The sequence below is a fragment of the Chitinimonas sp. JJ19 genome, assembly GCF_036961565.1.
In the GTDB taxonomy this organism is placed as follows: domain Bacteria; phylum Pseudomonadota; class Gammaproteobacteria; order Burkholderiales; family Chitinimonadaceae; genus Chitinimonas.
The window spans coordinates 70,454-84,020 of sequence record NZ_JBAMDD010000008.1; the positions used below are offsets into that span (position 1 = coordinate 70,454).

13 protein-coding genes are annotated in these 13,567 nt (G+C 63.2%); 7 read left to right on the forward strand and 6 right to left on the reverse strand.

Annotated features, from left to right (window positions below; genetic code table 11):
- The first annotated feature begins 155 nt into the window (after positions 1 to 155).
- From purM to V7714_RS11660, 6 genes are all read left to right on the forward strand, one after another.
- Positions 156 to 1,199 (forward strand): phosphoribosylformylglycinamidine cyclo-ligase, encoded by a 1,044-nt coding sequence (purM, locus tag V7714_RS11635; protein ID WP_335709871.1) that lies wholly within the window; start codon positions 156 to 158, stop codon positions 1,197 to 1,199.
- Positions 1,200 to 1,323: 124 nt separating this feature from the next.
- Complete coding sequence (gene purN, locus V7714_RS11640; RefSeq protein WP_335709872.1) at positions 1,324 to 1,920, forward strand: phosphoribosylglycinamide formyltransferase; 597 nt, start codon at positions 1,324 to 1,326, stop codon at positions 1,918 to 1,920.
- A 4-nt stretch (positions 1,921 to 1,924) separates the two neighbouring features.
- Complete coding sequence (locus tag V7714_RS11645) at positions 1,925 to 3,106, forward strand: DUF3108 domain-containing protein (RefSeq protein WP_335709873.1); 1,182 nt, start codon at positions 1,925 to 1,927, stop codon at positions 3,104 to 3,106.
- Between the two features lie 65 nt (positions 3,107 to 3,171).
- Positions 3,172 to 3,849, forward strand: a complete 678-nt coding sequence (locus V7714_RS11650) for a DUF3108 domain-containing protein (RefSeq protein WP_335709874.1) — start codon at positions 3,172 to 3,174, stop codon at positions 3,847 to 3,849.
- Between the two features lie 11 nt (positions 3,850 to 3,860).
- Positions 3,861 to 5,117 (forward strand): RsmB/NOP family class I SAM-dependent RNA methyltransferase, encoded by a 1,257-nt coding sequence (locus V7714_RS11655; RefSeq protein WP_442891063.1) that lies wholly within the window; start codon positions 3,861 to 3,863, stop codon positions 5,115 to 5,117.
- Positions 5,118 to 5,370: 253 nt separating this feature from the next.
- The gene (locus V7714_RS11660; RefSeq protein WP_335709876.1) at positions 5,371 to 6,966 is read left to right on the forward strand and encodes a methyl-accepting chemotaxis protein; all 1,596 of its coding nucleotides are present in this window, start codon (positions 5,371 to 5,373) and stop codon (positions 6,964 to 6,966) included.
- A gap of 95 nt (positions 6,967 to 7,061) precedes the next feature.
- Here the strand turns inward: V7714_RS11660 and V7714_RS11665 are convergent, their stop codons facing one another.
- From V7714_RS11665 to V7714_RS11690, 6 genes are all read right to left on the reverse strand, one after another.
- Positions 7,062 to 7,556, reverse strand: coding sequence for a ClpXP protease specificity-enhancing factor (locus V7714_RS11665; RefSeq protein WP_335709877.1), 495 nt, complete (start codon positions 7,554 to 7,556; stop codon positions 7,062 to 7,064).
- A gap of 85 nt (positions 7,557 to 7,641) precedes the next feature.
- Entirely contained in the window at positions 7,642 to 8,247 is a 606-nt protein-coding gene (locus V7714_RS11670) for a glutathione S-transferase N-terminal domain-containing protein (RefSeq protein WP_284195012.1), read from the reverse strand.
- Between the two features lie 163 nt (positions 8,248 to 8,410).
- A complete protein-coding gene (locus V7714_RS11675) occupies positions 8,411 to 9,229 on the reverse strand; it encodes a cytochrome c1 (RefSeq protein WP_335709878.1) in 819 nt (272 codons plus the stop codon).
- A gap of 18 nt (positions 9,230 to 9,247) precedes the next feature.
- Positions 9,248 to 10,603 (reverse strand): cytochrome b, encoded by a 1,356-nt coding sequence (locus V7714_RS11680; protein WP_308447571.1) that lies wholly within the window; start codon positions 10,601 to 10,603, stop codon positions 9,248 to 9,250.
- A 15-nt stretch (positions 10,604 to 10,618) separates the two neighbouring features.
- Entirely contained in the window at positions 10,619 to 11,206 is a 588-nt protein-coding gene (gene petA / locus V7714_RS11685) for a ubiquinol-cytochrome c reductase iron-sulfur subunit (RefSeq protein ID WP_284195015.1), read from the reverse strand.
- 395 nt (positions 11,207 to 11,601) lie between these two features.
- A complete protein-coding gene (locus V7714_RS11690) occupies positions 11,602 to 12,348 on the reverse strand; it encodes a Nif3-like dinuclear metal center hexameric protein (protein WP_335709879.1) in 747 nt (248 codons plus the stop codon).
- A gap of 23 nt (positions 12,349 to 12,371) precedes the next feature.
- On the opposite strand from V7714_RS11690, the gene V7714_RS11695 reads away from it, so the two are divergent.
- Entirely contained in the window at positions 12,372 to 13,541 is a 1,170-nt protein-coding gene (locus tag V7714_RS11695) for a Do family serine endopeptidase (RefSeq protein ID WP_335709880.1), read from the forward strand.
- Positions 13,542 to 13,567: the final 26 nt, after the last annotated feature.

Here is a 13,567-nt window from a genome sequence, read left to right on the forward strand (position 1 = left end):
CGCACCACCGTCGCCAACGCGCCGGTTTTCGCGGCCTGATGGCCGCAACACAGACCCGCAACCCCGCCAGCGTGCGCAGCCCGCCTCCAGCTTGATGGAGGGCCAGGGCGCGAATGGCAGGGGCGGCCCAGATTCCAACGTTCACCGAGCCTACCATGAGCCAAGCCCCACAAAGCCTTTCCTATCGCGATGCCGGCGTCGATATCGATGCGGGTGACCAGCTGGTCGAGAACATCAAGCCCTTCGCCAAGCGCACCATGCGGCCGGAAGTCCTGTCCGGCATCGGTGGCTTCGGCGGCCTGGTCGAGATCAGCAAGAAGTTCAAGGAACCGGTGCTGGTATCGGGCACCGATGGCGTGGGCACCAAGCTCAAGCTGGCATTCGAGCTGAACCGCCACGACACCGTAGGCATAGACCTGGTGGCCATGAGCGTCAACGACATCCTGGTGCAAGGCGCCGAACCCCTGTTCTTCCTCGATTACTTCGCCTGCGGCAAGCTGGATGTCACCAGCGCCACCGAAGTCATCAAGGGCATAGCCAGCGGCTGCGAACAATCGGGCTGCGCCCTGATCGGTGGCGAAACCGCCGAGATGCCAGGCATGTACCCCCTGGGCGAGTACGACCTGGCCGGCTTCGCCGTCGGCGTGGTGGAAAAGAGCAAGATCATCACCGGCGAGCACATCGCCCCCGGTGATGTGGTGCTGGGCCTGGCCTCCAATGGCGCCCACTCCAATGGCTATTCGCTGATCCGCAAGATCCTGCATCTGACCGAAGCCGACTACAACGCCTCTTTCGACGGCGGGCGCTCGCTGGCCGATGTGGTGATGGCCCCTACCCGTCTCTACGTGAAGCCCATCCTCAAGCTGATGGAAAGCCTCACCGTGAAGGGCATGGCCCATATCACCGGCGGTGGCATCACCGAAAACGTGCCGCGCGTGCTGCCCGACAATACCGTGGCCCAGATCGACGCCAAGTCCTGGCAGTTGCCCAAGTTGTTCCAATGGCTGCAAGCCCAGGGCAATGTCGAAACGCAGGAAATGTACCGTACCTTCAACTGCGGCATCGGCATGGTGGTGATCGTCTCGGCGGCAGACGCCGAAGCCGCCAGCAAGCTGCTGGCCGCCGAAGGCGAGACCGTCTACCGCCTGGGCGCCATCCGTGCCCGCAACGGTGACGAGCACCAGACCCAGGTCGCCTGAGTCCCATCGGTCTATCCGGGCCTGGCCGGCACTGCCGGCACCGGCCCGGGGCTGACCCGCCCGTCCGATACGCCATCGCGGTGCCTGGCCAAGCAGCCAGGCCCGCAGGATTGCCGCTGCACCTATGAAAAACATCGTCATCCTGATCTCCGGCCGTGGCTCCAATATGCAGGCCATCGTCGAAGCCGCCATCCCCGGCGCGCACATTGCCGCCGTTATTGCCAACCGGCCCGATGCAGCCGGCCTGGCCTGGGCTGCTGAACGCGGCATTGCCACCGTCGCGCTCGATCACAAGCCATACGCCAGCCGCGAAGCCTTCGATACCGAACTGGCCACCCGCATAGACAGCTTCCAGCCCGATCTGGTGGTGCTGGCCGGCTTTATGCGCATACTGACGCCCGCCTTCACCCAGCATTACGCAGGCCGGATGTTCAATATCCACCCCTCCCTGCTACCGGCCTTCCCCGGCCTGCATACCCACCAGCGCGCCATCGATGCCGGCTGCAAACTGGCGGGCTGTACCGTCCACTTCGTCACGGCCGAGCTTGATCATGGCCCCATCGTGTTCCAGGCGGCTGTGCCGGTACTGGACGACGATACCGAGACCAGCCTGGCACAGCGGGTGCTGGCAGAGGAACACCGGCTCTACCCCGCCGCCGTGCAGGCGTTTGTCGAAGGCCGGCTGGCAGTGGACGGGCTGCGTGTCCGTCACCTCGGATAGGTCTATGCGAGCCAGGCTGTCGCCGCTCTTCCTCATCGCCCTGCTCGCCTCCCTGCTGCTGCACCTCACTGCCAGCCTGGGCGATACCCTGTGGCTGTGGTGGCAGCACGACTCACTGACCGATACCCCGCTGATCCAGCCCTCGCAGCGCACGCTGCAGGGCAGGCAGTTGGCAGACCAGGCCAGCCGCCGATTGCTGGCAGGCATCAAGCCGCTCGATGCCCTGCAGGTACAGCTAGGCCTGCCGGCCGAGACTAGCAGCCCGGCTCCGGTCCAGGCAGAGGCCGCAGCACCGGCTGCGCCCGCGGCACCGGAACCACCCGTGTCACCGCCGCAACCCACCGCGCCGCCCCCCAAGCCGGCAGCCCGCCCACCCAAACCCAGCACACCCGCGCCCCAAGCCCCGGTGTCGCCACTCCAGGTGGCCGCCACAGCCGAACCAACCCCAGCCGCCGCCACCGCTGCGCCAGTGACGCCCGCCGAGCCCACCGCCGTCATCGAGTCTGCTGCCGCCACCGCCAGCGCACGCCCGGTGCTGGATGGACCCTTTCCCCGCCAGATCGACGTCAGCTACCTGATCAAAGGCGTGGCACTGGCCAAGCTCAAATGGCGCCAGGATGGCGACGAGTACGAGATAGACCTGCTGGGTAGCTTCCTGGGCCAGACCTACGAATGGAAAAGCGAGGGCGAGGTCGGCCCCCATGGCCTACGGCCCAAACGCTTTACCGAGTGGCGCAACCGCAAGCCCGCCCCCCGCTATCTGGTGGAGTTCGACTGGCCAGCGCAGCAGGTCAGCTTTGGCGAGCCCGCCAAGCGCCAGACTGCGCCACTGCAGGAAGGCGCCCAGGACATGTTCTCCGCCCCCTACCAGTTCGCCTTGCAGGGCAGCAGGCTGCCCGACTTCACCATGCAGGTGGTCAGCGGCCGCAAGACCTATACTGTGCCATTCAAGCTGATAGGCGAAACGACGCTGACCCTGTCCGGCATCAAGGTGCCCACCCTGGTCCTGTCCGGCAGCCATGAGAAGCGCAGATTCGAGTTTTACCTGGCGCCCGACTGGCACAATCTGCCCGTGCGCATACGCAGCGATGATGGCGAAACCGTGCAGGACATGATCGCCGTCGAGGCCGCTTTTGACGGCAATACCGTGCTGGCACGCGCCGCACCCCGCGAGAGAGACCGTTGATTCAGCAGGAGGTCAGCCGCCAGCCACTACGCTGGTCGCCATCCCCAACGCTCAAGGCACGCATCATGATTGCACGTACCCTGCTTTTGACCTTCAGCCTCCTGGCCGCCACCGCGCCCCAGGCCGCCGACCTGCCACGCCAGGCCCGCATCACCTACGAAGCAAGGCTGAGCGGCCTGCCGGTGGGCGAGGCCGTACAACGCTGGCAGCGGGAAGGCGACAAGTACACGCTGGATACCGAGATCACCCCCATACTGGGTTCCCGCATCCGCTATCACAGCGAAGGCGAGCTGACGTCCGCCGGATTGCGCCCCAGCAGCTACGGCGAGTTCCGAGGCAGCAGCAGCACCCCGCGCCAGCAGGCACAGTTTGACTGGCGCACCCGGCAAGTCAGCTATGGCCCGGCAGACGCCTTGCAAAGCGCCCCACTGGACAGCGGTGCACAGGACCTCAACACCCTGCCCTTCCAGCTCGCCTGGCTGGGCAGCAAGGCCACCATCAATCTGCAGATCATCACCGGCCGCAAGCTGCGTGATGACGCCTTTACCGCCAGCACCGGCAGCCCGTTCGCCCTCATGGGCAAGCACACGGCCACCCGTGTCTGGCGCGCCCCGGACGGTGACAAGCGCACCGAGTTCTGGCTAGCCACCGATTACGCCAACCTGCCCGTCAAGATCGTCCGCCACGACGACAAGGGCGAGCTGCAGCTGATCGCCAAACACATCGAATACCAACTGGAATAACCATGCCCCCACTGAATCAAGAACAATTCCACGCCGCCCTGGATGCCTTGCGCAATGCCCTGTCCTTCGCCGCACCGGCCGATGCCGTACTGTCGCGCTACTTCCGCGAGAACCCCAAGCTGGGTAGCCAGAACCGGCACTTCATCGCCGAAGCGGTATTTGGCGTCATGCGGCAGAAGTTCGCACTGGACCGTATCTGCGGCGAAGACAACAGCCCCCGCCGGCTGCTGCTGGCCTGGCTGATACGCGGTGGCCGCAACCTGCGCGAATTCGAGCCCATCGTCTCCCGCGAGGACGAGCGCGCCTTCCTGGCCGGCGTCAAAGCCTTCAAGCTGGAAACCCTGACCCTGGCCGAGCGGGCCGAATTACCCGAGTGGGTAGGCAGCGAGCTGCAGGCCAGCGGCATGAGCGACGACGACATCCTCAGCCTAGGCCGCGCCCTGTCCCAGCCCGCCCCGCTGGATCTGCGCGTCAACACCCTCAAGATGAAGCGCGAGGCTGTCCAGGCCGAGCTGGAAGCCCTGGGCTACGAGCACAGCCCCACGCCCTACTCGCCTTTCGGCCTGCGGCTGGCAGGCAAGCCCGCCATCAACCGCCACACCCTGTTCACCGAAGGCGCCATCGAAGTGCAGGACGAAGGCAGCCAGTTGCTGGGCCTGTTAGTCGGCCCCAAGCGCGGTGAGATGGTGGCCGACTTCTGTGCCGGCGCCGGCGGCAAGACGCTGCTGCTGGGCATGCTGATGGCCTCCAGCGGCCGCCTGTATGCGTTTGATGTCTCCGAAAAGCGGCTGGCCAACCTCAAGCCGCGCTTGGCTCGGTCCGGCCTGTCCAATGTCCAGCCACAACGCATAGAGAGCGAGAACGACAGCCGCATCAAGCGCCTAGCCGGCAAGCTGGACCGCGTGCTGGTCGACGCCCCCTGCTCAGGCATGGGCACCCTGCGCCGCAACCCCGATCTCAAGTTCCGCCAGAGCGCCACCAGCGTGGACGAACTGAACCAGAAGCAGACCGCCATCCTGGCCTCCGCCGCCCGCCTGGTAAAAGTCGGTGGCCGCTTGGTCTACGCCACCTGCAGCATACTGCCGCGCGAGAACCAGGGCATAGTCGAAGCCTTCCTGGCCGCCCACCCCGGTTTCGAGCTGATTCCCGCCAACCAGGTATTGAAGGAACAACGGGTAGACCTCGACACCGGCAACTACCTGCAGCTGCACCCGCAGATACACGGCTGCGACGGCTTCTTCGCCGCCGTGATGACGCGCAAGGCCTGATATTGCGATCATGGGCAGCACGCACGGCAGGCGCGGGCCGTCCTGGTCACCCAGCGCCCGCCGCGCGCCCATCACAGGCTTGCAAGGGGTAAAGCACAGATATCTGCGGCGCCGGGCGGCCTCGCGGCCCTGGGTAGTGGTTTGAGTCGGCTTCGACTTTTCGTGGCTGAAGTTCATAAATCACGCCGAACCGCCAGGAAATGTTGGCTATGCTGCTCATGTAGCCAATATATTCTTGTGTGCCCGGAAGCCCATGCGCCTACTGTCCAGAAGCAGTCTGACCCAGCGCCTGCTGCTGCCCATATTGCTGGTGGGCGCCGCCGTAGCGCTGGCCTGCATCGCCCTCACCATGCAATTGCGCGAACAGATGGTGCGCACCGCCGGCATCAAGGCCGCCCAGACCTTGGCCCAGCAGACCACCGTACTGCGCGCCTTCTATACCAGCGAGATCTCCACCCGGGCGGGTGCCGCAGGCATGCATTTTGGCGCCAACTTCCGCGAGCAGCCCAATACCCTGCCCCTGCCCGCCACCCTGGTCAAAGCCCTGGGCACTGCCCTCAGCAAGGACTACCCCGGCACCGCCATCCGCCTCTACAGCCGCCACCCCTTCCCCAACCGGGTGGCCACTGAAAGCTATGATGCCTTCGAGCTGGCCAGCATCGCCGCGCTGGAACGCAATCCCGACATCCCCCAGCAAACCCTGCAGCGGGTGGGCGACCGCCTGTACGCCCGCTATGCCGTTGCAGACCGCATGCAGCAGGCCTGCGTCAGCTGCCATAACAGCCACCCCGACTCCCCCAAGCGCGACTGGAAGGTGGGCGATGTACGCGGCGTGGTGGCAGTGACGGTGCCGGTAGAGGATGTTGCCGCCCAGGTCAGCCACGGCATGGCCAGCCTGGGCCTGCTGGTGCTGGCCGGCTTCTGCCTGATCACCGGCGTAGCACTGTGGCTGACTCGCCAGGTGCTCAGGCAGGTAGGTGGCGAGCCCGAATACGCGGCCGATATCGCCAGGCGGGTGGCAGAGGGCGATCTGTCGGTTGCCGTGCAAACACACCGCGACGACAGCAACAGCCAGTTGCATGCCATGCAGCATATGGTAGCCAGCCTGCGCCAGGTCGTGACCGAGCTGCATGCCGCCACCGCCGTGACCGTCTCGGCCTCCGGCCACGTGGCCGCAGCGTCGCAGGCGCTCAGCGCCACTACCTCGGAACAAGCCGCCAATGTGGAAGAAGCCAGCGCCGCCCTGACCCAGATGAGCGCCAGTGTCAGCCTCAACGCCAACCATGCCCAGGCCACCGATGCCATTGCCTGGCAGGCGGCAGACGCGGCCAGCCAGGCCAGGGTATCGGCGCAGCAGACCGTACAGGCCATGCGCGAAATCGCCCGCAAGGTGGCCTTGATAGACGATATCGCCTTCCAGACCAATATGCTGGCCCTGAATGCCGCCATAGAGGCCGCCCGCGCCGGGCAAAGCGGCAAGGGCTTTGGCGTGGTCGCCAGCGAGGTACGCAAGCTGGCCGAACGCAGCCGCACCGCCGCCGAGGAGATAGGCCAGCTGTCCCTGAACAGCGTGGACCAGGCCGAACAGGCCGGCCACCTGCTGGACCAGGTCGAACCGTCCATACGCCGAACCGCCGAACTGGTACAACAGATCGCCGCCGCCAGCCGCGAGCAACGCAATGGACTGGAACAGATAGCCCTGTCCGCCAGCCGCCTGTCCGCCACCACTCAGACCAATGCCGCAGCCTCCGAAGAGCTGTCCGCTACGTCCGAGCGCTTGAATGAACAGTCCCAGCAATTGCAGGACATTGCCCATCGCTTCCGGCTACCACCCGACGGGCTGGCATAGCAAGAACGGCCCTACCGTGCTGCTCTCAGCACAATCTGCCTGGCTGAAAAACAAAAAACACGCCATCGGCGTGTTTTTTGCGCAGCAGTACCGGCCTACTTCACCACGCGTAGATGACCACGCCCTGCGGGCGGTGCGGCGGGTGGTGGTTCCTCATCGTCCGCTGGCGGGGCCTCCTTGGCCTCCTCCTTCAGCACCACGGCTTCCGGCACGCTGGGCGACACCGGTCGCAATGCGCTAACGCGCTCCTCGCCTTGCTCCTCCTCGCCCGCTTCGGCGAACTCCGGCTCCCAGGCCATGCCCTCGCCCGTCTCGCGGGCAAACAGGGATACCACGGCGCCTATGGGCACAGCGATATCGCGGGACACGCCATTGAAGCGCGCCGAGAAGTGCACATAGTCGTCACCCAGCTGCATATTGCGGGTGGCGTTATAGCTCACATTGAGGGTGATCTCGCCATTCTTCACGAACTCCATGGGCACCTGCATCTTGCCGCGCACGGCGACCACCAGATAAGGCGTGTAGCCGTGGTCGGAGCACCATTCGTGGATGGCGCGCATCAGGTAAGGCTTGATCGGGACTGGTTTCATGCGCTTCGCGTAGGGGGGAGGAAGGAGTCGGTACAAGGCAACAGGCCCGACACAGCATTGCCGGCCGGGCCCATCACGCCTTACATCATTTGCGCATGGCTTTTTCGTTAGGCGTCATCGAGTCGATAAACGCCTGACGGCCGAACAGGCGCTCGGCGTACTTGAGGATAGGTGCCATCGGCTTGGACACTTCCACGCCGTAGTGCTCAAGGCGCCACAGCAGGGGTGCAATGGCCACGTCCAGCATGGAGAACTCTTCGCCCAGCATGAACTTCTGCTTGGCAAACAGGGGGGCGATCTGGCCCAGGTTGTCACGTATGGTGGTACGGGCCTTTTCCAGGTCCTTCTTGCTGGACGCGCTGTTCTCCAGGGTGCGCACATGGACAAACAGTTCGCGCTCGAAGTTGAACAGCATCAGGCGGGCACGGCCACGCATGATGGGATCGGCCGGCATCAGCTGCGGATGCGGGAAGCGCTCATCAATGTATTCGTTGATGATGTTGGATTCATACAGGCACAGGTCGCGCTCGACCAGCACAGGCACTTCGTTGTACGGGTTCATCACAGCCAGGTCTTCCGGCTTGTTGTGTATGTCCACGTCAACGATCTGGAAGTCCATGCCCTTTTCGAACAGGACAATACGGCAGCGGTGGCTGAAAGGGCAGGAAGTGCCGGAGTACAGGGTCATCATAAGCGGGGGATCTCCATCAACGGCAATAGTCGTAAACGATCGAGTTTAGCATTTTGCCTGGGCAAATAGCCAGAAAAGCAACATAAGCAACTGATTCAAAAAAGAAAACGGGAGGAATCACCTCCCGTTTCCGACTGCAGGACCACACAGCTGCGGAGCAGGCTTAGTGCAGGTCGCTCCAGTACTCGCGCTTCAGGATATAGGTCATGGGCACCAGCAGGAAGATCAGGAACAACAACACGCCGTAGCCTATGCTCTCGCGCTTCACCTGGGCCGGTTCGCTCATCCACACCATGTAGTTGGTCAGGTCGGTCATACGCTCGTCAAAATCGAGCATATTGGCCTTGCCGTCTTCCAGGCGGGTCAGTTCACCCGCCTTGGTCAGCACCAGTTGATGGGTGGTGATCTTGTCCTTGCCGTTCACATGCTCCACCGTCTCCCAGGAGCGCGCCACCGGGCCCTTGGCCTCAGCCTTGCCCTCTACGGTGCGCAGTTCCAGGTCACCCTGCAGCTGCCACAGCACGTGCGGCATGCCGACCTTGTCGAACACCGCGTTGTTCCAGCCGGTGGGACGGCTGCTGTCGCGGTAGAAGCTGCGCAGATAGGTGTAGAGCCAATCGGCACCGCGCGAGCGGGCAATCAGGGTCAGATCGGGCGGGGTGGCGCCAAACCAGGCCTTGCCGTCCTTGGCCTGCATGGCCACGCGCATCGGGTCACCCACCTTGTCGGTGGCGAACATCAGGTTGTCCTTGATCTGCTGCTCGCTCAGCCCCAGGTCGGTCAGGCGGTTATAGCGCATGGAGCTGGCGCCATGGCACGACAGACAGTAGTTCACGAACACCTTGGCACCGCGCTGCACCGACTCGGCATTGGCAACACGCAGCTCAACCTTGTCCAGCGCGACGCCGCCAGAGGCCGCCAGAGCGGTCAGCGGGGCCAGCAAGGCACAGGCGGCGATAATCCGGGCAATCTTGTTTTTCATCTTATTCGTCTCCCTCGATCAAACCAGCTTGGCGAACACAAACGAACCAAGGATGGCGATACCCACATACATCAGGAATGCCAGCTGGCGCGAGGTATTGGTTTCGGTAACGCGTGCCGGCACCGGCTCGGTACCTGGGTCGTTCTTGGTATAGAACGGCATGGCCAGGAAGAAGCCGAAGTAGATGACACTGAAGATCTGCGACAGGATGGTGCGCAGCTCAGTCGGTGCCTTGGCACCCAGGATACCCAGGCCGATAAAGGAGATCAGGAACAGCACCAGGGCCGTCTTGAACTTCTTGCCACGATAGCGGATGGACTTGACCGGGCTGCGATCCAGCCAAGGCAGGAAGGCAATGATCACCACGGCAGCACCCATGCCTATCACACCCCACACCTGGGTACCCAGGAAGGACGGAATGGCGCGCAGGATGGCGTAGTAAGGCGTGAAGTACCAGACCGGCGCAATATGCGGCGGGGTCTTCAAGGGGTCAGCCGGGTCGAAGTTGGGGTGCTCCAGGAAGAAGCCACCCATCTCCGGCGCGAAGAACACCACATAGCTGAAGATCACCAGGAACACCGCCACACCAAAGATATCCTTGATGGTGTAGTAGGGGTGCATGGGGATGCCATCCAGCGGAATGCCAGTCTTGGGATCCTTGTTCTTCTTGATCTCGACGCCATCGGGGTTGTTCGAACCCACTTCGTGCAGCGCCACCAGGTGAGCCACCACCAGGCCCAGCAGGACCAGCGGCACGGCAATCACGTGCAGGGCAAAGAAGCGGTTCAGGGTCGCATCGGACACCACGAAGTCACCGCGTATCCACACCGACAGGTCAGGCCCGATCACCGGGATGGAAGCAAACAGGTTGACGATCACCTGCGCACCCCAGAACGACATCTGGCCCCATGGCAGCAGATAGCCCAGGAAGGCTTCGGCCATCAGGCACAGGAAGATCAGCATGCCGAAGATCCAGATCAGTTCGCGTGGCTGCTTGTAGGAGCCATAGACCAGACCACGGAACATATGCAGATACACCACCACGAAGAACATGGAGGCGCCGGTGGAGTGCATGTAGCGGATGATCCAGCCCCCCGCCACGTCACGCATGATGTATTCGACCGAATTGAAGGCGACCGACACATTGGTGCCGGGGATCAGCGACCCATCCGGCTTGTAGTTCATCGTCAGGAAGATACCGGTGACGATCTGTATCACCAGCACCAACAGGGCCAGCGAACCGAAGTAGTACCAGAAGTTGAAGTTCTTGGGCGCATAGTACTCGGACATATGCGCTTTCCATGATGCCGTCACCGGGAACCGGTCATCTACCCAGTTCACCACGGTATTCGTCAGGGCTTGCAGCTTGCTCATTTCAGGCCTTCCCTCTTATTTGTCTTCGCCGACCAGCAACACCGCATCATTCAGGTACTTGTAGGGCGGTATGTCGAGGTTCTTGGGAGCGGGCACGCCGGAATAGACGCGGCCTGCCAGGTCGAACTTGGAGCCGTGGCAAGGGCAGTAGAAACCACCCATCCAGTCCGCACCGAGATCAGCCGGGGCCAGATCGGGACGGAAAGTCGGCGAGCAGCCCAGGTGGGTACATACCCCCAGGGCCACCAGGATATTGGCCTTGTCGGCACGGGCACGCGTCTTGTTCTTGGCGTACTCCGGCTGATCGCTGCCGTTCGAGTCGGGGTCGGTCAGCTTGCTTTCGATCTTGGCAAGGCTATCCACCATTTCCTTGGTGCGATTCACCACCCACACCGGCTTGCCGCGCCACTCGACGTCTATCTTCTGGCCTGGCTCGAGCTTGCTGATGTCCACCTCTACCGGCGCACCGGCAGCCTTGGCACGCTCAGACGGGAAGAAGCTGGCAATGAAGGGCGTGGCGACCCCGACCACGGCGACGCCACCCACGGCGCCGGTCGCGAGCGTCAGGAAGCGCCGCTTGCTGTTGTCCACTTGATTCGTCATACCCAGTCCCTGACTTTCTGACTTTTTTGAAATGTGTAAACCCAGGATGCCGGCAGCAGGTCTGCTTACCGAGACCGACGGCACTGAGAGCTGCCGACAAGACCCAGCACTGCAACACCGGCCATGCGCGCAAGAGCAGGCTGTACCTGGGGTACGGCAAGCTTGCGCCACAACACCGGAGGGGTTTTGTCAGCGGCTCTTAGGCTCTGTTGTCATCTGCCTCAGGCAGAAGCACATCACAACAGAACCTAAACTAGGTGATTTTAACCGATTCCCCCAGCTTGGATAAGCCTTTGCCGCAAAGGGGTTATTGAAAGCCCCCCTGGCACTGTACTTTCGGCGCCACAGCAACACCCAAACAAGCCCCCACGGCAACCCGCCGTGGCTAGGCCGTATCAGATCGGGTTGGCCAATTCCACATAGTGGGTATCCAGCCCAAACTGGCCGGCCAGATGGGCCGCCAGCGCCTGCACGCCATAGCGCTCTGTGGCATGGTGGCCCGCCGCGACAAAGGCCACACCATGCTCCAGCGCGGCATGGTAGTTATGCTCGGACGCCTCGCCGGTCAGAAAAACATCGCAGCCTGCCGCAATGGCCCCGGCAAAGTAGCCCTGCGCCCCACCGGTACACCAACCCACCCGCCGTACCGGCCGGTCGCCCTCACCTATCACCAGGGGCCGTCGCCCCAGGCTGGCCTCAACCCGCTGGGCAAATCCCGCCAGGTTGCACGCCTGCTGCGGCACGCCCAGCCAGCCCAGCTCCTGCTCGCCAAAGCGGCCATCCGCCACCAGGCCCAACAACACCCCCAGGCTGGCGTTATTACCCAGCTCCGGATGGGCATCCAGCGGCAGATGGTAGGCCAGCAGGCTGATATTATGCTGCAGCAGCTTGCCCAGGCGGCGGCGCTTGCTGCCCACCACCCGGGCATCCTCGCCTTTCCAGAAATAGCCGTGATGCACCAGGATGGCATCCGCTTCCCAGGCGATGGCAGCATCGATCAAGGCTTCGCTGGCCGTCACGCCACACAGCAGACGCTGCACCTGGGCACGCCCCTCGACTTGCACACCATTGGGGGCATAGTCTTTGTAACGGTCTTGCTGGAGCAGTTGTCCGGTATAATTTTCCAACTCACGCAATAACATAGCGGCCGCCGTTCGCAAATCACATGAAAAAACTCTGGCTGATTTTCGCACAAACCACCACCGTGGGTCTGGCGGTCTGGTTTTTGCTCACCCTGCTCAAGCCGGGCTGGATACCCAAGCAGATGGCTGACGTGGTCACACTGCGCGAAGCCCCCGCAGTGGAAGCCCCCGTGCACCTGCCGGGCAATATCAGCTACCGCGAAGCGGTACGCCATGCCATGCCCAGCGTGGTAAACATCTATACCAGCAAGGAAATCAAGAAGCGGCGCCACCCGCTGCTGGACGACCCGCTGTTCCGCCGCTTCTTCGGCGACCGCTTCGAGAACAGCGAAAGCCAGCGCACCTCCAGCCTGGGCTCCGGCGTTATCGTGTCGGAGCAGGGCTATATCGTTACCAACAACCATGTGGTGGCCTCGGCCGACGAAATCCAGGTGGCGCTGTCTGACGGCCGCACCACCACCGCCATCGTGGTGGGCGCTGATCCCGAGACCGACCTGGCTGTCATCAAGATCGACCTGCCCAACCTGCCCGCCATTACCTTCGGCCAGGTCGAAAAGCTCAATGTCGGCGATGTGGTACTGGCCATAGGCAACCCCTTTGGCGTGGGCCAGACCGTCACCATGGGCATCGTCTCGGCCTTGGGCCGCACCAATCTGGGCATCAATCCCTTTGAGAACTTCATCCAGACCGATGCCGCCATCAACCCCGGCAACTCCGGCGGCGCACTGGTCGATAACGCTGGCAACCTAGTGGGCATCAACAGCGCCATTTACTCGCAAACCGGCAGCGCCGTGGGCATAGGCTTCGCCATTCCCGCCAGCACGGTAAAGAGCGTGATGGAACAGATCATCAAGGACGGTGCCGTCACCCGTGGCTGGATAGGGGTGGATACCCAGGACCTGACGCCCGAGCTGGCGGCCAGCTTCAACCTGGCCGAGGGCACCGAAGGCGTACTGATCAATGGCGTGGTCAGAGGCGGCCCGGCCGACCGTGGCGGCGTCAAGCCTGGCGATGTGCTGGTTGCCGTCAACGGCGAAGCCATCCATGACTTCAACGGCATGCTGAACCTGGTGGCCAACCAGAAGCCCGGCCAGGAAGCCAGCATCAAGGTACTGCGCGGCGGCAAGCCACAGGAGTACAAGGTCAAGATAGGCAAGCGCCCACCGCTGGCCAGCGACCCGGGCGAGGAGTAAGAGCCTGTTCAAAGTCTTTTCGCCGC